This window comes from Clostridium sp. AM28-20LB (genome assembly GCF_003480665.1).
GTDB classification, from domain to species: Bacteria; Bacillota; Clostridia; order Lachnospirales; family Lachnospiraceae; genus Otoolea; species Otoolea fessa.
Genome location: NZ_QUJN01000002.1, coordinates 396,342 through 413,960, shown reverse-complemented (window position 1 = coordinate 413,960; position 17,619 = coordinate 396,342). Strand labels below are relative to the sequence as shown.

Sequence of the window (17,619 nt, the reverse complement as noted above, 5' to 3'; positions counted from 1 at the left end):
TAGTAAGACACCATCGCCTTACTATTTTTCATCTAATTTCATATATAATAATATTTTCACTTGAAAGGATTTCTCCGTATGGCAGATCTCCATCTGACCATGATATTTTTCTACTACGAGTTTCACATTTTGTAATCCTATTCCATGTCCTTCTTTCCTGCTTTTCGTTGTCAGATAAATTCCATTCCGCACTTTTGGTGTATCTTTTATGCTATTCTCAATCTGGATATTCATGATTCCTTTTCCATAATACATCTGAAACGATAATCTCCTTTCATCTGAAGCTGCTGTCCCACGAATAGCATTATCCATAAGATTTCCCACTATTATACTTATATCAAATAATTCTTCCCCTATATGATTCGGTATTTCTACAGAAATCTCCGGATTTTCAATTACTGATTTCGAATCTTCCAAAATATAATTCAGCAGATTATTCATATTACGGTTTTCTGTATATAAATGATGACATAAGGCTGTTCCGGCTATATTCTCCATTTGTTTCAGATACGATAGAATCTCTTCATTTCCTCCCGTTTTTGCCATTGCCCCTATTGTTGTAAGATGGTGCTTGTAATCATGATGTATCTTATTCAGCCTGTCCTGTGATTTCATCATCATCTCCAGTTCTTTTGCATACTGGCTCATCTGAATTTTCATCTCTTCCTGTTTTGCTGTTTCAATATAACTTTTCTGAACCTCATCGTGCAGATAGAAAATAAACACATTGATAAACAGTAAGAATAATACAATCGTAGACCGCACACCTCTTCTGTCTGGCAGCAATATCCTGATACAGACTATAATGCTGATCACCGGGACAGAAAGCATAGCAAGCCAATGACGGTTCTTTATATAATAACTTCTCTTTACACCTACTTTTCTTTCAATAATGACTTCCAGTAAAAAGAATATAAAATTTCCCATTACAATAGTTCCCGGTCCCATGTGATGATGCACCGGATTTCTTGCTACCGCATACCGTTGAAAGAACACGATTGGAATCCCATCACATAAAATTCCCATAATATATACCATAAGTGTATTCCAGACATGATGTTGCCAGTCTGCCTGATATGCCACTGTTATAATTAACAGAGCTATCAGCTCAAAGATCAGATCTCCGTACATCGTTCCCCACTGCATGCTTCCCCAGCATGAAAGCAGATATGCACAAAAATATGCAAATAGCTTTTGTGTATCCTCATTTTTTGGATACAGGATGGTATTGTAACGGAACACAGTATAAATCCAGAATAATTTACTTGTCAGATAAGTGATCAAATGGATATTCATAATCTTTTCTTCTCCGTTTGTAATAGTCTTTCCCTGACCTTCTTGCGATTTGCTTTACTGATACTGAGACGTGTCTTGTCTTTCATAACCACGTTGTCATATTCGTAATGCTCCACGTGTTCCATATTGATGAGATAGGACTTGTGAATCAGTAAGAAATATTCTTCTGTTACATCCGCTACATCCTTTAATTTTCCTCGATATTCATATTCTTTTTCCGATGTCACGATATGTACTCTTTTTCCCAGACTATAAAAATACAGGATCTTGTCATAAGAAATCTTGTGGATTCCTTTTGTATCCGTATATTCAAATATTTTCTTCCGTTCTTTTAACAGTTCCCGTAATTCACCTATCACCCGGAAAAGTTCTTCCTCTCGGATTGGCTTTACAAGAAAATCAAATGGATGAATACGGAATAATTTCATAGCATATTCCTGATATGTTGAAATATAGGTAATCCGCAGTTCTTTTCCATAATTTTTCTTTCGTATCTCCGTTCCGATATCAATTCCATTCTCATGTTCCAGACAAATATCAAGGAATAACATATCGTAGGATTCTTCTTCCAGCCTGTTAAGAAGCTGCTCCGCAGAATAGTATATTTCTATAGATATCTGACAGTCATTCGCTTTCCCATAATGGAGCAGCTTCTGTTCTAACCAATTACATAGGATGATGTCATCATCACAGATTGCAAGTTCTAGCATATTTTCTTACCCTCAGTCTTTCGTAACACGACAAATGGGGAAAAGAATCCCCTTCAATTCTTTTCCCGAATGGACATCACTAATTTTGTGTCATTTTTCCGATGCAACAGCACCACTTCCTTTGCTGTCTTATTTTGTCCTCTATATAATAAACACTTGAACAAGAAAAAACTGTCGCCATTTTATAATTTATTTATATTTTTTATGTTTTATTTATATTTTATCCAAATATTACAGCGATAACTAATAATGTCACCCCCTGCATTATTCTTTTTATTTTTAGCGTCATTTGATAAAACATCAACGTTTTTGATGGCAAAAAGGGAACCTGCAAAACCAGATTCCCTTTAAAATACATGCTCTTCTCTAAAAGGATGATAAATCCACCATCCTCTGCTTATTTTTAAAAACTTTTTCCTTTTTTACAATACTTATAAATATTAAATGGTTTTTCTTTTTTTTCAAATAAAATCCCTGTTGTTTTAATAATTTTTATAAGTTCATCCGACTCCATATCTGTCGTTTTAAATATAAATATTTTCTTTTCATTTGTTATGAAAAAAAAGAAGTTTTTATATAAGAACATTCTATCAATATTTTTAAATTCATAAATTTGATCTTCATCTATTTTAATTGCGTTTTCATCGATATCCACCGTTTCATATCCTGATCTACCCCAGACAAATTCATGAACATTTTTTTCAAAATTTTTACCAATCATTTGATACCAAATAATCCAAGCCACACAAGCCACACAAGTTCCAATCCCTATTCCAAACATCAAATAACTTTCCGACAGATAACAATTAATCGACAGTAAAAATTCTACAGGTGTAAAAATATAGATAATCATTCTACTTTTCTGTCTTGTTTTAAATAATTGATTAGGAATTATAAACCCAAGCGAAAGCATTCTTTCTAATTCTTCCCTATCCTCATCTGACACAATTGATTTAATATGCATTCTTCTTAATCCCCCTTTTGCCAGAGGTCCTCTTTATAAAATCGAACCTCTGGCCATTGTCTCTTTTATTCTTTTACAATTTACAGCGCTTGAATCAACAAACCAAAAACAGTACCTGCTCCAGCTGAAAATAAAGCAATAATTGACGGAATTGCATTTACAACTAATGCACCCGCAAGAACTAATATTACGGCTCCTGCCAGTATATTACTATGCTCTTTTGTGAATTCTACAACATTAAATTCAAGACCACTATTAGAATTTAATGTCATTGTAAAAATCAAAGCAACCGATATTGTCCACTCTTTTTCCTCTTCTGGCAGCAAATCTGATGTACTAAATACAATGGAAAACTCTACACTATTGGCAAAAACATTATTTATTTCAAAAGCAATATTACCAGATTTAACCGATAAAGCAATTTTTTCTATCGTATTTCCAAAGTTATCTGCTCCCTCTATACCTGTATCTGATAAATTTGATGAAATCTCCATAATTTGATTTTTGCAAGTTTGTGTCAATTCTCCATCATTTCCTATATCCACTTTTATATTATAAATTTTACCAGTTGAACTTTCAAGCGATGTGGATATTTTAGTAGAAATATCAATTGCTCCTTGAGGACTCATCATTGTTCCCAGTGAAATTTCCTTATCATACTCCACACCCACATCCATAATTTTATTCAGATAACCAAGCGGCTCCATTACATTATAGACATATTGATTTCGTGCTATTTTTACCTTTGCCCGAAGATTTTCTTGCGCTATTTCCTCATCTGTTTTTGTCGATACGGCATCGAACTTTTTAAATCCAGTATCTCTCCCTGAATATGCATCTTTATCCAGTGGGAACGAAGGTGATGAAGAAAATGAGTTCAACTCACAAAATTGATCAAATGCCCAGTTCTTCGGCATCGAATATCCCAAATTACAGCTAAATCCAGTTGACATATCTGCCACAAATGATTTACTTGCCAATCCTGCTTCATAAACTTTAGTACATACATATCTTGGTGCATAAATGCCGACTTTATAATTTTTATCATTTGTCGAACTGAAAAAGATCATGTGAATCTGTTCAAAATAAGGTATAATAAATGTATCAATCTGATATGAATAACAATCAAAATCCACTGCAAAGTATATAGTCGTTCCACTTGGTATACCGATTCTCTCGGCTGCTAAAATTGCTGTCTGTGCATCAACACTTCCCTGGGACGGATCCTTAAAATAGTTTAATTCATATCCTCCATCCTGATATATCGGGAATACCGATAATCCTGCATTTTCAATGTTTTTCACTTCTGTTGATGTCAAATATTTCGGTGTATGTTCTTTTCCAACAGAACCTGTCAGATAACGTCCTACATGAGTATACCCTGCATTTTTTATATCTAATGCCTGTTGTTTATTTAATACTGTTGCACAGTCACACGCTTTTGCTGCCCTGTTTGTATCGCCTTTACTCGTAAGCAATGATTTCATAGTAGAAACATTTACTTTTCCTTTTGTTACAAGTCCAATTCCTGTCAGACCATAAAACTCCTGAAATTCTGACACCTTTGACTCTGTAGTCGAATCAAACACGCCATCGAATCTTCCCGGATTATATCCGTTAAAATATAGTCCGTATTGAGCAATCTTATTAAATGGAACATATTTCGTCGAGTTCTGTCCGTTCTGTAATGTACCCGGAAACGCATTTGTTGTTGCATCGCCAAAATTAACTGAATTCAAATCTGTAATTAATTCAGTTGTAACTCCTTCAGCCGCCTGCAATGCACCAACTAAAGACAAAATTGTCTGTCTTGAGGCAATTCCATCACAAGGTCCAACACCAATAACATCTGACCAGTCACTATTTAATTGCTGTTGAATAAGAACAATATTGGAATCCCCACCAGAAACCTTTGTAAACCAGTTTAGGGATAACAATCCAGACCAAACTTTCCAATCAATTTTGCCCGTAACTTCCAGTCCTGCATTTTCCTGCATCTTTTTAACTGCATTTACTCCTGATGTATAATAAATTCCAGTAATTCCTCCAGCAGCATATCCTTTGCAAAACAGAGCACACTGAATCAAGCATACATTAACCTGCGGAGTATCATTCGGATCCATTTTTGTAATAATGGCTAACTTCTTCATGGTATTAATAGTAAGTGGTCCAACCGTTCCTGTAATCGTTGAGATTCCATTCTGAATCTGAAATGCACGAATGATTCCCTGCATCACGGCTGTTCCGGTCTTTCCATCTTCATCCAGTTTTACCCAATCCTTATGTCCACCAAACATCGCATTTAAATATTTTTGTGCTGCTTTTACATTCTGATCACTCATATTCACTACCTCCTAATTCAAGTCAATTATAAAGATTTCTAACTCTTTATATGTCTATCACTAAAAGTTACAATAACAATTTATCAATCAACTGTGCCTATTTTGTGACTATTTTCCAAAGAATTCATTAACTCCCTTATAAAATCCTTAACAAATTATGAAAGAAACCATCAATTTATCACCCCATATCCCATTATAGAACTGTAATCTACTGCATAATTTCTCTGCCGTACCTGATCACTGGAATTTCCCTCAATCGTGTAAACTCTTCCACCTTCACACTTTTCTACTATTCCTACATGATCCGATGTTCCATCATGATCCCAGTCAAAAAAGATGATCATTCCAGCTGTCGGAGTTGTTCCGCCACTCTGCCACTTATTCTTTCCCTGAAACCAGGACACTCCATCACTGCACAATGAGAATTTAGGAACATTCCCACTTGCAATCAGACCGCTCTGATCCGCACACCAGCTTACAAAACAGGCACACCATTCTACCCGACTGTCAAATCCGTACCAGCTCCAGAACTTCTGACCGCCACTGTTTCCAAGCTGCCCCATTGCAACCGACACAATCTGCTGATTACCAAACAAACCAGCAAACAGGCTGCCACCGGAATAATACCGCATCACATGGGGAACGTATTGGGGATCTCCGTAACTGCTCCATCCATGCGAAGCTGCCTGTTCCTGTGAAAACTGCAATGCATTGGCTTCTGTATAACCGCCTCTTTGCAATGCCCATCCTATGTAGCCATTTCCATAGTTATATCCCTGCCATGCAAGTTTCAGCTTGTCCAGATCCTGTGGACTGCTGCATCCTGCCTGTCTGATACAGTCTGCAAAGGTCTGTACTCCAACCTCTATCGAATAATCCGGATCAGTAATAGAACCAGGAGTGTGTGGGAATCTTGTATTATATGGACTTTCCGAACACTGCATCGGGTCTGTTCCCCTGCCTCCAGATTCCTGCATCATGATGGCCTGTATCGCAGACACATATTCCGGAATGCCGTATTGGGATGCATACTGCTGTATCACAGAAGTATACGCAAGCACTTCTTCACTTAGGGATTCGGAGCTTTCCGAATTACTGCTGAAAGCTGCTCCTGCAATGATTCCCACAATCAGAATAAATACCAGAAGAAATGCACTACCTCCGGCAGCAATCCATTTTCCCATTTTTTCAAGAGCTACTACCCCTTTTTGAATCGCTGCTGTAATTCCCTGTACGGATAACTTTGAACCCTTTCCAGTTACCTGAAGGACTGCTTTTCCACTTTCTGCCGATGCCTGTGCTGACTTTCTTGCCATCTGGGCTGCTCTTGCTTTCTGCATCGCCTGAAGACTTTTTTCCATCTGCTGTTTCTGCATGGATGCCTGTGTCTTTATTTTTTCTTGAGACAGACCGGATACTTTTACCACTCTCGGTGCTGCTTTCACCTGCCGTTTACCATTCTCCTTGGCAAGTGCTGCCTGCTCCGGTTTCAACTTGATTAATTTCTTTCCGCTTTCTGCCCCCTGCTCCATTGCTTCTTCGGCAGCTTTCGCTTCTTCCTGTCTGCTTTTTCTTTCCTTTATCTTCCTGTAGGTCACTCCAGCAAGTTTTTTTCCACCTTGATATGTGGTTTTCCCTATACTTTTTCCTGCCACACTCGCCGCTCTGTACTGTACGGATTCTATTTTTTCAGTTCCATACTGTGTTGGGGATTCTGACTGCCCACTGCTTTTTTCATGTAGTTCCCTTGGCTTTTCTTTTGCTTCCAGAACCGCTGAGCGAACCAGTTCTTTCGGAAGTCGGGCAGCCGGATTTCGAATCTTCGGATTCTTATCCCTTACCCGTTCCTTGATATCTTTCATCCGGTCACCCTCTTTCCGTATCTCTTATCTCATCGGGCAACATCCCGATGTTTCTTTTTTTCCTGCTGTTTCTGCAACTGCTCCACCTGTCTGATTGCCTCATTTACCAGTGGATGTTCGTTGTAATATGGCACAAGTTCCAAGTCTCCCCTGTCTTTTGATGACAACGGTAATGGATATTCCATGTCTGAATAAATTGATTCTGGATCATGAATAGAAAACTCAATAGCCGGACACATATTGGCAGATGTTCTACAATATTTCTGGTACTTTTTATATGCCTCTTCCAGCGTTCTGCATTTTGTATATTCTCCTAAATCATGGAACTCACCGCACTCTGCAGCATAAAAAGTTATCGTTACTTCTTCTTTTTTCTTCATTATGATTCTCCCGGTTTTGTTGTCATTAGTTTATAAAGGTCTGTATTCTTTGGGAACGTATTCTCAAATGGTACGATATTCCCAGAGCAACGGATTAGGCCACTGCCAACCGATACATTTGTAATATAGGACAGTTGGTTTTCGGAAATATTCAAAAGAGCTGCCAATTCTTCCCTGTCTGTACTTGCCTGATTCAAAAGAATCAAAAACTCACTGTTTGCCAACATCAGTCTTGCAGTGTCCGATTTCAGAAGTTCCTCAACATTTTGGGTTAAACCTGTCACGAATCCATTGTATTTTCTGATTCTCTTGTACAGTCGGTAGAAGAAATTTGCACTGTATTCATAGCGGAATAACAGATAGAACTCATCGGCAAATATCCATGTCGTTTTTCCTTCTTTCCAGTTCTGAATTACCCTGTTGAAAATACTGTCTAAGGTAACCAGCATTCCCAGTGGCATAAGCTGTTCCCCCAGTTCCCGGATATCATAATCCATGATCCTGTTCTTCTTATTCACATTGGTCGGCTGTGCAAAGGTGTTCAGGCTTCCATTGATAAAAAGTTCGGATGACAGTGCAAGTCCCCTTGCCTCTTCTTCCGGCTGTAACATCAACTGTCGGTACATATCTTTCAATGTCGGAACTTCTCCGGTATAACCACTTCGGATATAATCCCGGTACACATCTGCAGCACAGCGGTCCAGAATCGACTTTTCTTTTGCCGACAGATTTCCTGCTCCAACCAACTGCTCGAACACAGACAGGATAAACTCCGATTTTTCAATCAGTGGATTCTTTTCATTGCCGTAGGCTGCGTCCATATCCATTGCATTCAGATGATTGTCTGATGTCGCAGATACTTTTACAACCTGTCCGCCCAGAGCCTCTACTAATTTTGTAAATTCGGACTCCGGATCAAGAATCAGGATATCGTCATCGGTACTCAATGCCAGATGCACAATCTCTTCTTTTGCCGAAAAGCTCTTTCCTGATCCACTGACGCCCAACCGGAAACTGTTTCCATTCATCAGTTTCTTCCGGTCGGCTACCAGAAGGTTCTTGCTGACTGCATTCTGCCCATAATAGATACCTCCCGGCTGCAGGATTTCCTGTGTATGGAACGGGATTAAAACAGCCGTTGATTCCGTTGTCAATGTACGCAGGGCATTGATCTTTCGCAGTCCGTAAGGAAGCACTGTATTGAGTCCGTCCACTTGCTGCCACTTTAATGTTGCCATCTGACACAGATGCTTTCTTGCGATTGACAGAATCAGTTCCGTATCGGAATCCAGTTGCTTTTTGCTGTCTGCCAGATGTACCATTGTCAAAATCCCGAACATCATACGCTGGTCTCTGGTTGTCAGATCATCGAGCATTTCCTTGGTTTCTTTTCTCTGAAGTTCCATATCGTATGGTACGATTGCCGAGAAGTTATTATTAGCGTTCTGCCTTCTCTGCCAGTTGGTCACGTTAGTTTCCACACCAAGCAGTCGGTTCTGGATTTCCCTTACCGCTTCATCCGTAGGGACTGGCAGGATGTCAATCGACAACATCAGATTCCGGCTAAAGTCACACAATTCTGAAATCATGTCATCTTTGACATAACTTGCATAATCCTGCATATACAGGACTCTTCCGTATCTGTCACCGATTTTAAAATGGTCACGTTCAAATTCCATAGAATCCGGACACATCCAGTCCTTGAAACTTGTTCCCTTCTTGGCAAATTGTTTCAGATCAAACGGAAATGCCTGTGGGACATCTCCCTTGAAGAAATCCCTGAAAATCTGGAGCCGGCTCTCTGCGTCCAGTCCTTCTGCTGTGGACGATAACTTTGCCAGATGTGTTACGATGTCTGTTCCGATACGTGCAAAATAGGTTCTTGCATCATCAATCGATCTTTTATGTACACTGACGGTCAGATACCGTTCCTGATAGATGCTGTTGTTTGTTCCTGTAATCTTAGACAGGAGCATTTCGTTGTATTCTTCCCGATAGTGGTCCAGTCCATCTTCCTTCATTGGAAGCAGAATAGACTTTTCGAATTCTTCTTTATTGATTCTCCGATTATTGATGGTAATTTGGGCAGAAATGCCGGAATCCAGTGAATTTAAGAGTTCAGAATAATCCAGAAACATTTCTGTCTTATTGTCCTTACTCGCAATATAATAGTTGATATCTGTAAAACGATATGTTTTTGAGAATTTCGTTCCCTGTTGAAAAATTCCATCCGGCCAGATTCGCTGGATGGGAATTGCCTGTTGGACGGATTTCGGAACTTTGAAGCGTTCCTTATCCATCCGAAGTGCCTGACTTAAGGTTTTAATCAAAGGCATCACTCCTTCCCTTGCGTTTCTTTCTCTGTTTTGCTTCTGCTTTTTGCTCCCGCTCTTTTATGATTTCCGCTCCATCCTTTTGATTCTTTTCTCCCAGCGAGATGGTCTCCTGCATGCAGGAGTAGTAGATATCTTCCGACTGAAACACCAGTTTCTTCGGATACAGCAATTCGGATTTGATCACTGCCCATAAAAACTGTTCGGCTGTCATACCATGATATTTGAAAAAGCCACAGGCAGCAAATGGAGCAGCACCAAGCACACACAGCCATCCGGTTATTTCCTGTCCGGTAATATCACGCATTCCAAAGTAAATTCCGATTGCTGTAAGAATCGCAAGAACAGAACACACACATTGTCTCAGGTCCAGTCCCATAAACATGGATTCTTGATAGTCCCTGATTTCTTTGTTCATCTTTACTTCCATAAATTATCGTTCCTCTCCCCTGTTTTGTTTCTTCGTTTTCTGTGGTTTTTCTTTCGGTACTTCTATCCCGGCAAATCTACAGTGTTCCGCAACGCCTTCCGGATCAAATTCCGCAAGTCTTGCAAGGTCAAACGCTACCTTCTGATAGGTTGCATATCCTGATCTTCCTGTTTCATTCAACACTTTTCCAAGTTTATGTTCCTTGATAAAATGAAGCATATCCTTGGTAAAATCTCCTGTTATAAAAGCCTCATTTGGCTCTAAGAACTGATAGGGCAGATTAATGGTTACATCTCCAAAATCTTCCCAGTCTCTCCCTTCCTTATGGCAGAGTCCTACATATAAATTCCCATTGTTCCGATAAGAGCTCACTCGTATCGCTACTGTCTCACGTCCGAATTCCCAGTTATATCTTAATGTTTTCTTTGTATCCATATTTTTTAACCTCCAAGTCCCATCATTTCTCTGACAATACGGTCAGATGCCTTAATTGCTCCAACAAGTACCAATAAATTGAATACCAGTTCTCCTACATAGTTCCACACGATTGTAACTGCACTCAGCTCCGTATCTCCCACTGCCGGAGGACTTGCCGCATAAGCAGAAAAGATAATACACGCCAGTGCAATAATTGCCCCTTCCAGACACACGCCTATATAAGAACGGATAAAGTTCTTTCCAATAGACTGCGTGGGTTCTCCTGCAAACGAGGAAATCGGAATCGGGGCGATTGCCGTATACATATAGATTTTGAACATTCTGCCATACACTGTCAGGATCATCACAAATGACAATACGGTGATCAGCAGACTGCCAAGCAGTGTGACAATCCACAATGGAATGGATTCCAGCATTCCCACACTCTCGATCTTATCTACAATCTCCGTTGGCAGTTCCGTCACGCTTCCTGCCATACTGGAGCCACTCATTACGGTTGTCACGATTCCTTGCACAATGGAAAACAGTGCCTGCATAAGTTCCATTCCATACGTGATTGCTCCCTGAGCAAGTGCAAACCGGATAAATGCTTTTAGCACATGTTCCGGCTTTTTCAGATCTGTAAAACTGCCACACGTTTTAATGATTCCGGCTGCAAAAAACAACACCAGTAATCCATAGGCAATAGCTGTCAGTGCATCATTGATATTGGTCATAATCCGCCAGATGCCGCCGCCTTTAAAAGTTGCCGGATTTTCAGTAAGCAGTGTCCACAGTTCTGCCATCTTTTCACTCCATGTAGACAACGCAGAGTTCAGATTCTGTACAATCCAGTTATCGCTCAAAAACTTTCACCTCCCTGAACATACTTTTGAATGCAGGAGTACCTTCCGGCACTCCTGCTGTTTCCTGATATACTTTTTCAAAGAGGCTTACGCCATAATCAGATCCAGGATTTCTTTGGCGAACGTAATAATTACTCCTCCGGCCAGTGTCAGAAATCCATTTGCCCTCTGGCTTGGATCATGGCTTTTTAAAGACAGACCAACCTGCACAACACCAAATCCAAGCAAAATCAAACCGATTGCACGAATCAGGGAAAAAATAAAAGTAGACAGGTTATTGATAACGGACAACGGATCACCGGCTGCGAATGCGGTCGTTGCTCCAACCGTTACGGTCAGTACCAGTGCCATGTAAAGGCTCATCCACTTTTTCTGTTTTCTCCCCATCGGCATCGGGGTTGTCATTTTTTCAGTTGTATTCTTTTTTGTTCTATTCTTTTCTCCTGTGAGAAATTTCTTCAATACACATCACTCCAATCCATCAAAAAACTGCTATTCACCAAGGATGTCTTCGGTAGACAGCAGTTCGTAGTCGTCTAATCTGTTAATGTCAATCTTTAGGTCGTCGTGAGCCAGTGGTGTTTTCGCATAATCATAAGGCGATGCACCACCGTCCTCTGTGTATCTGAAATTCACATGCTTTTTTAAATCATATTTATCGTCCATGATCGGACGCTCCCCACGAATAAACAAAATCGCTTTGCGGTTATCTAAAAGCCGTATTTCATCCGGTGTTAAAAGTTCCCTTCCAGTCTGCTGATAATTCACCGAATAGCTGCCGCTACGCCCTTTTGTCTGTCCGTAGGTATTGGTATCCAATGTTTCTTTTCCCAATAATTCCGAGACATACTTATGTCCTTCTTTTTCATTTCCACCCAGATATAAAAATTCATCGCAGTTGCCGATCAGACTCTCATACGAGTCTTTAAATAAGGCTTTCATCTGTGCGATATTCTGGATGATGATACTGCAGGAAATCCCTCTGGAACGCATGGTTGCCAGAATCTTGTCAAAATCATCCGGCAAGGCTACGTTTGGCCATTCATCCATAATGCAGTGTACCGGAATTGGAAGCCTTCCTCCGTACTTCCGGTCTGCCACATAATACAGTGTCTGAAACAGATTACTGTAAATCATGCCGACCAGATAATTCATGCTGGTGTCGGCATCCGGAATACAGCAAAACAGTGCTACTTTTTTCTCCCCGATACTGTATAAGTCCAGTTCGTCTGTACAGGTCAGATTTGCAATCTGTTTCAGGTTAAAAGCTGCCAGACGGACACCAACCGAGATCAAAATAGACTTTGCAGTCTTTCCGGCTGCCTGCTTATAAATGGCATACTGCTTGACCGCAATACTCTCCGGGTCCCGCATTTCCAGTCTTTCAAACAAAATGTCCAATGGGGACTGGTAATCCTCATCATCTTCTTTGACCTGAGCGCTTCCAAGCATTTCCATGATCATCGGAAAGTTCTGTTCTTCCGGTGGAGCCTCATGCAGCAAATACAGCATAAGTGCCTGTAAAAGTGCAGTCTCGGACTTCTCCCAGAACGGGTCTGAACTCTGCGCTCCCTTCGGTGTTGTGTTGCGGATCAGGTTATTGATCAGCTTCAGTACATCCTTATCATCCCAGACATACGCAAACGGATTATAACACCAGGAAGTCTCCGGATTGATCAAATCAAAAACCCGGACTTCATATCCATTCCGTTCCAGAACACCTCCGGTTTTACGCAAAAGTTCTGCCTTGGGATCAGTAATCACCATCGAACAGTTGCACTGCATGATGTTTGGGATTGCATACGTCCGGCTCTTTCCAGCTCCTGAACCTCCGACTACCAGCACATTTAGGTTTCGTTTGTGCTTATAGCCGTCCAGTCCCATACGGAAATGCTGTGTTAAAAGCAGATTTTGCGTGTATCGTTTTTCGCAGTAACGTCTGCAGATTTCGGACACGTTGCCCCATTTTGCGGAACCATGTTCCACACCTCTTCTATAATTTCTTTTTTGGGATTCATAAATACCAATGCCTAAGAAATAGGCTGCTGTGAATATCAGAATACATTTGAACGTATACGGTGTATACGTGATAAAAAACGGCTGTTCGAGTTTTTCGCTCAGCGTTTCTAAGATTTGAATAAAATTCTTATCCGGTGCAATGGCACAAGCGGTAATCGCTGCCGCCCACCAGACAAATGGCAGAAAGACAAGACACAGAACCAAGTCCTGCTTTTTTTTTACTTATCTCTGCAAGTCAGATTCTCTTTTCTTGCGTGGCTTTTCTTCTGGATGTTCCTGTCCTTCTTTCTTATGAAAGGAATCCACTCCCGGTATCAGTGAGAGACTTCTGCCGTTGTCCCAACTGATGCCGAGCTGACCTGCATCATCCACATACTGCACAGTTCCTTCCAGTCCCTGCGGCATACCCGCTTCTCCGTCCATCGAATCCAGACAGATTCTTGTTCCTGCCGGATATTGTTCTCTAAGTCGTGCCACTTTTTCTCTTGAATAAATGACCAATCAACCACTCCTTTCTCTACCAGAACATGTGTCTGGTGGTATTTGGTTTTGCAACCTGAATAATGATTTTATCTATTCCATCACTATATCTTCCGGCTGCAAGATATTTACTTCTAAGCCTGTTCAGTGCCTTACGGATCTGCCTTTGTTCCCCGGCTGTAATCTGCAGCCGTTTCTGGGCGAGGTCGTATTCACTTACTTTTTTCAGAAGAGCTTTCGTTTCTTCCAAACATTCATCCTGCTCACTCTGTGCCTGCAGCTCATCATTCAGTGCCACCACGAACATATTTTTCATAATGTTATCCATCTTCAAATAGTATTTTGTCATCTGGCTGACCTCCTTTTTTTATTACACCAACCATATCACAAGACCTCCGTAATAGCTACTCCAACCGTCCAACTTTTTCACTTTTATCGTTCCGGCTGGCTCTTTGCTTTTTTCTCTTTTCCGGATACTTGTTCAGATGGTTTTTCATCCTTGGTTTCCGGTATTTTTACAGGGTCTCCGATTGCGAACTCATCGGTTATATACTCCTGTTCCTTTGCACCAAAATTGCGTTCGATATGGTTTCGTATACTGTAGGAAGCCTGACGGACATCATTTAAAAAGTCTCTCAGTTCCTGCGGATCTTTCTTTCCACATTCATTTCTCTGTGCAATATACTCCAGATTGAATCCGGTAACATCCACACCATAACGTTTTGCAATCACATAGGCCGCACAATATGCCTGTGCGCTGACTTTCTGTCGGCTGTAGGTTCCGGTATGCTGGTCCAGTGCTGCACATGCCAGTTCTCTGTTCAGTGCATGGAATGTCGTTACTTCACTCATTCCGTTGCGGATATAAATGGTACGGTATCTCGGATTGTACTGGGCCTGCACTTTGTCTGGCAGATTATCCTCAATCTGTACACGCACCGACTGGTCTTTTAAGACAACTCCTACCAGTTCTGTCAGACTTCGCTGTGGGCGTTCTTCTAATGGCTTTCCTGACATCTGACTGATGTCAAATCCTTTTCCGATCGTATATCCTCTCCGCATTTCTCCGTCTTTTTCGTATTCAGTGGAAATCATATAAGTAATGCCATGCTCCCCTGCTTTTACTGAACGGTGTTCTTCTCTCCAGCGTTCATAAGACCTTACCACCTTAAAATCCGGATGCTGTCCGTAGATCAAAAGCAGATTCGGAGTTCTCTGTGTATTACACTCTGCCATAAAATCCAGAAAGCCTTTCAGTTTTTCTCCATCCTGAAAAACTCCCTGTGCCTGTGAATCTACTTCAGCCCATACCTCTTCTCTTTCCTGCTGCTTCTTGGCTGCATATTCTTCCTTGGTCAATTTCTGTTCAGGAATCTGCTGTTCTTCCGTTCCACCTGAAATCATGTCTGTTAAATCCATATACATTACCTGCCTTTCGTTTTCATATTCTTACGTTTCTTCCTGCTCTCTCTGGCATTTTTCCGTCTGTCCGGCCTCTTACGTTTCTCTTCCTGTTCCTTACGGATATCTCCGAGTTCTTTCCGCACAGATGGTTTTTCATTCTTTTCTTCCCAGCTAGTTTCCCGACCGGAAGAAATATTTTTGTTGCGCGAGAAAGGTTCGGACGGATTCTTTGCTTTCCCCTCCTGCGCATGTGTAAAATTTCCTTCCGGGAAAGCCTCATCCCCGATCTGGAACATTTCTTCCGCATCATCCAGTTCAAATTCTATCTTGCCTTCCGGCAGGACAACAGTCTCTGTCCGTACATTCTCCCCGGTTTCTTTTTCCATCTGGTTCTCTGCCTTTTCCGGTGCATTCTCTTTTTCCACTGCTTCTGTAACCATAGAGCCTGATTCTGCTTTTACAAAATCCAGATTCATCCGGTCTAATACCCGGTTCATCTTTGCTGCATCATCTGCAAATACCATGACCTCTGTCTGATCCGGATTCACCTTATCTTTGATGACAACATATAAGATACCTCTCGCTTTGGCTTCTTTCGCAAATTCTTTTAAGCGGTCACCCGGAACGGTAAAAAATTTCATCGGGCGCTGTTCCTTTAACATTCTGGTAAGCCTTGTTTTCCCTCTTGTCTTTTTCTGATCTTTCAGGGCGGCCGCAATAAAGATTGCCACATGCTTTGCCACATTTCCGGTAATCTTCAAAGAGTATTCCATTCCTTCCAGACTGTACCGCACCACCTGATCTGCCGGTTCTGCTCCGTAATTCATACTTATCTCACCTCCTGACTCTCTTTTTCTTTGTGTTCCACACGTTTCTCATTCTGGTTTTGTTCTTCTGCCTTTCGAAGTCTTTCTTCGATTTCCAATGAATGCTTTTCAATCCGGACGGTCATACGGACTTCTTTTCCGAGATTTTTTAATTCCTCATTGATTTCAGACAGCCGTGCTTTTCCACTGTCTTCACTGTCATTCCGATAGAGCTTTCTGCGTTCCTTCATCAGTTCTGAAATCTGCTTTTGTAACGGCTCACGGTATGTGGCAAGCTGTTCTCTGGTCGTAATGTCATGCTTCATTAAAAACTCAATCTGTTCAATCCTCTGATCCAGTTTCCGGATATCCTCTCTGACAGCGTATGGACTCCTTTTCGGTCTTTTTGGCAGTACCCCCATTTGATATAAATAGGAATAATACAGTGCCTGAATCCCGGTCAGTTTCTTTTTGGGATGAATCTGTACTGCCTTTTGATAGACTCGTTTCACCTTGGGCTGTAGTATCTGCCCACGTATTTCCTCTTCAGAATAATTTTTTCCAAGGGAACGCAGACGAATATACCGCTCCATTCCCGGAGCTTTTAAAGAAATGTATTTCCTGTTCAGTTTCCATGTATAACCCCGCTTTTCCATCTCTTTTAGGAATTGTGACCAGGAGTAGCTTTCCTGTACCGATTCCCTGATATCCAAACGGATCGCCGTTCTCCATGTCGGCTTTCCTTCCTGTTCTGCTTTCCACTGTACATAAGGGATTGATTTTTTCTGATTGGATTCAATGATAGACAGACCATATTTTCTGCACAGCTCATCGGAGATCTTCCGGATCTCCGTATAATAACTCTTTGCATTGCTGTGGTACTTACGCCCGTCTGCCATGCTCACAGAGTTCCAGACAATGTGGTTATGATAATGTCTGGTATTCAGATGCGTTGTGATAACGACTTCATACTGTCCCTTTAAGAGCCGGTCTGCCAGTTCCTGTCCGATGAGATGTGCCAGTTCCGGTGTCACCTCACCTTCTGCAAAACTCTGTACCAGATGGTATCCTTCCACACCGCCCATCTTATGGAATCTCTTTTTTGTTGCCACCATATCTGCATACGCATTTTCATTGGTACATCCGATGGTATCTTCGAAGACCGCCTGTTCCGTCTTTGTCCGGTTCATGGCATAATCAATGGCAGCCTCCAAAGAGTCTGCTTTCTGTGTGGTTTTTTCTTTGTCTTTCACATATTCGATGGAACGGTCCAGGCGGTGGACGGGGATAACACTTGTATAAGCCATCGG

At 41.1% G+C, this 17,619-nt stretch carries 17 protein-coding genes; all 17 read right to left on the bottom strand.

Going from position 1 to position 17,619, the window contains the following annotated elements:
* Nucleotides 1-21: 21 nt before the first annotated feature.
* Nucleotides 22-1,296, bottom strand: coding sequence for a sensor histidine kinase (locus DW739_RS06830; protein ID WP_055215245.1), 1,275 nt, complete (start codon nucleotides 1,294-1,296; stop codon nucleotides 22-24).
* Nucleotides 1,293-2,006, bottom strand: coding sequence for a LytTR family DNA-binding domain-containing protein (locus DW739_RS06825; protein WP_015513340.1), 714 nt, complete (start codon nucleotides 2,004-2,006; stop codon nucleotides 1,293-1,295). The genes DW739_RS06830 and DW739_RS06825 overlap by 4 nt, the downstream gene beginning before the upstream one ends.
* Nucleotides 2,007-2,409: 403 nt before the next feature.
* Nucleotides 2,410-2,970, bottom strand: coding sequence for a hypothetical protein (locus DW739_RS06820; protein ID WP_006426967.1), 561 nt, complete (start codon nucleotides 2,968-2,970; stop codon nucleotides 2,410-2,412).
* Between the two features lie 80 nt (nucleotides 2,971-3,050).
* Nucleotides 3,051-5,312, bottom strand: coding sequence for a glycoside hydrolase domain-containing protein (locus DW739_RS06815; RefSeq protein WP_007884642.1), 2,262 nt, complete (start codon nucleotides 5,310-5,312; stop codon nucleotides 3,051-3,053).
* Nucleotides 5,313-5,482: 170 nt separating this feature from the next.
* The gene (locus tag DW739_RS06810; protein WP_006426969.1) at nucleotides 5,483-7,174 is read right to left on the bottom strand and encodes a lysozyme family protein; all 1,692 of its coding nucleotides are present in this window, start codon (nucleotides 7,172-7,174) and stop codon (nucleotides 5,483-5,485) included.
* 29 nt (nucleotides 7,175-7,203) lie between these two features.
* Entirely contained in the window at nucleotides 7,204-7,554 is a 351-nt protein-coding gene (locus DW739_RS06805) for a hypothetical protein (RefSeq protein WP_006426970.1), read from the bottom strand.
* Nucleotides 7,554-9,890, bottom strand: a complete 2,337-nt coding sequence (locus tag DW739_RS06800; protein WP_055215243.1) for a VirB4-like conjugal transfer ATPase, CD1110 family — start codon at nucleotides 9,888-9,890, stop codon at nucleotides 7,554-7,556. Before DW739_RS06800 ends, DW739_RS06805 begins: the two co-directional genes overlap by 1 nt.
* The gene (locus DW739_RS06795; protein ID WP_023923453.1) at nucleotides 9,877-10,317 is read right to left on the bottom strand and encodes a PrgI family protein; all 441 of its coding nucleotides are present in this window, start codon (nucleotides 10,315-10,317) and stop codon (nucleotides 9,877-9,879) included. The genes DW739_RS06800 and DW739_RS06795 overlap by 14 nt, the downstream gene beginning before the upstream one ends.
* Before the next feature lie 3 nt (nucleotides 10,318-10,320).
* Complete coding sequence (locus tag DW739_RS06790) at nucleotides 10,321-10,752, bottom strand: DUF4313 domain-containing protein (RefSeq protein WP_055215240.1); 432 nt, start codon at nucleotides 10,750-10,752, stop codon at nucleotides 10,321-10,323.
* 5 nt (nucleotides 10,753-10,757) lie between these two features.
* Nucleotides 10,758-11,600: a hypothetical protein gene (locus DW739_RS06785; RefSeq protein ID WP_171027960.1), complete on the bottom strand. Its 843-nt coding sequence runs from the start codon at nucleotides 11,598-11,600 to the stop codon at nucleotides 10,758-10,760.
* Between the two features lie 87 nt (nucleotides 11,601-11,687).
* Nucleotides 11,688-12,005: a hypothetical protein gene (locus DW739_RS06780; RefSeq protein ID WP_006426976.1), complete on the bottom strand. Its 318-nt coding sequence runs from the start codon at nucleotides 12,003-12,005 to the stop codon at nucleotides 11,688-11,690.
* A gap of 87 nt (nucleotides 12,006-12,092) precedes the next feature.
* Complete coding sequence (locus DW739_RS06775) at nucleotides 12,093-13,817, bottom strand: VirD4-like conjugal transfer protein, CD1115 family (RefSeq protein WP_179976722.1); 1,725 nt, start codon at nucleotides 13,815-13,817, stop codon at nucleotides 12,093-12,095.
* 24 nt (nucleotides 13,818-13,841) lie between these two features.
* Complete coding sequence (locus tag DW739_RS06770; RefSeq protein WP_227084817.1) at nucleotides 13,842-14,096, bottom strand: DUF4314 domain-containing protein; 255 nt, start codon at nucleotides 14,094-14,096, stop codon at nucleotides 13,842-13,844.
* Nucleotides 14,097-14,136: 40 nt separating this feature from the next.
* The gene (locus DW739_RS06765) at nucleotides 14,137-14,448 is read right to left on the bottom strand and encodes a hypothetical protein (protein WP_004614509.1); all 312 of its coding nucleotides are present in this window, start codon (nucleotides 14,446-14,448) and stop codon (nucleotides 14,137-14,139) included.
* A gap of 83 nt (nucleotides 14,449-14,531) precedes the next feature.
* Nucleotides 14,532-15,524 carry an ArdC family protein gene (locus DW739_RS06760; RefSeq protein ID WP_110102387.1) on the bottom strand — a complete coding sequence of 331 codons (993 nt, stop codon included), beginning with the start codon at nucleotides 15,522-15,524 and terminating at the stop codon, nucleotides 14,532-14,534.
* Nucleotides 15,524-16,330: a PcfB family protein gene (locus DW739_RS06755; protein ID WP_004614511.1), complete on the bottom strand. Its 807-nt coding sequence runs from the start codon at nucleotides 16,328-16,330 to the stop codon at nucleotides 15,524-15,526. Before DW739_RS06755 ends, DW739_RS06760 begins: the two co-directional genes overlap by 1 nt.
* 2 nt (nucleotides 16,331-16,332) lie before the next feature.
* Entirely contained in the window at nucleotides 16,333-17,616 is a 1,284-nt protein-coding gene (locus DW739_RS06750; protein ID WP_110102386.1) for a relaxase/mobilization nuclease domain-containing protein, read from the bottom strand.
* Nucleotides 17,617-17,619: the final 3 nt, after the last annotated feature.

What these genes read in the sequence shown, in the direction of transcription:
- DW739_RS06830 (WP_055215245.1), bottom strand. Translation starts at nt 1,296, where the DNA reads ATGAATATCCATTTGATCACTTATCTGACAAGTAAATTATTCTGGATT.
- DW739_RS06825 (WP_015513340.1), bottom strand. Translation starts at nt 2,006, where the DNA reads ATGCTAGAACTTGCAATCTGTGATGATGACATCATCCTATGTAATTGG.
- DW739_RS06820 (WP_006426967.1), bottom strand. Translation starts at nt 2,970, where the DNA reads ATGCATATTAAATCAATTGTGTCAGATGAGGATAGGGAAGAATTAGAA.
- DW739_RS06815 (WP_007884642.1), bottom strand. Translation starts at nt 5,312, where the DNA reads ATGAGTGATCAGAATGTAAAAGCAGCACAAAAATATTTAAATGCGATG.
- DW739_RS06810 (WP_006426969.1), bottom strand. Translation starts at nt 7,174, where the DNA reads ATGAAAGATATCAAGGAACGGGTAAGGGATAAGAATCCGAAGATTCGA.
- DW739_RS06805 (WP_006426970.1), bottom strand. Translation starts at nt 7,554, where the DNA reads ATGAAGAAAAAAGAAGAAGTAACGATAACTTTTTATGCTGCAGAGTGC.
- DW739_RS06800 (WP_055215243.1), bottom strand. Translation starts at nt 9,890, where the DNA reads ATGCCTTTGATTAAAACCTTAAGTCAGGCACTTCGGATGGATAAGGAA.
- DW739_RS06795 (WP_023923453.1), bottom strand. Translation starts at nt 10,317, where the DNA reads ATGGAAGTAAAGATGAACAAAGAAATCAGGGACTATCAAGAATCCATG.
- DW739_RS06790 (WP_055215240.1), bottom strand. Translation starts at nt 10,752, where the DNA reads ATGGATACAAAGAAAACATTAAGATATAACTGGGAATTCGGACGTGAG.
- DW739_RS06780 (WP_006426976.1), bottom strand. Translation starts at nt 12,005, where the DNA reads ATGACAACCCCGATGCCGATGGGGAGAAAACAGAAAAAGTGGATGAGC.
- DW739_RS06765 (WP_004614509.1), bottom strand. Translation starts at nt 14,448, where the DNA reads ATGACAAAATACTATTTGAAGATGGATAACATTATGAAAAATATGTTC.
- DW739_RS06760 (WP_110102387.1), bottom strand. Translation starts at nt 15,524, where the DNA reads ATGTATATGGATTTAACAGACATGATTTCAGGTGGAACGGAAGAACAG.
- DW739_RS06755 (WP_004614511.1), bottom strand. Translation starts at nt 16,330, where the DNA reads ATGAATTACGGAGCAGAACCGGCAGATCAGGTGGTGCGGTACAGTCTG.
- DW739_RS06750 (WP_110102386.1), bottom strand. Translation starts at nt 17,616, where the DNA reads ATGGCTTATACAAGTGTTATCCCCGTCCACCGCCTGGACCGTTCCATC.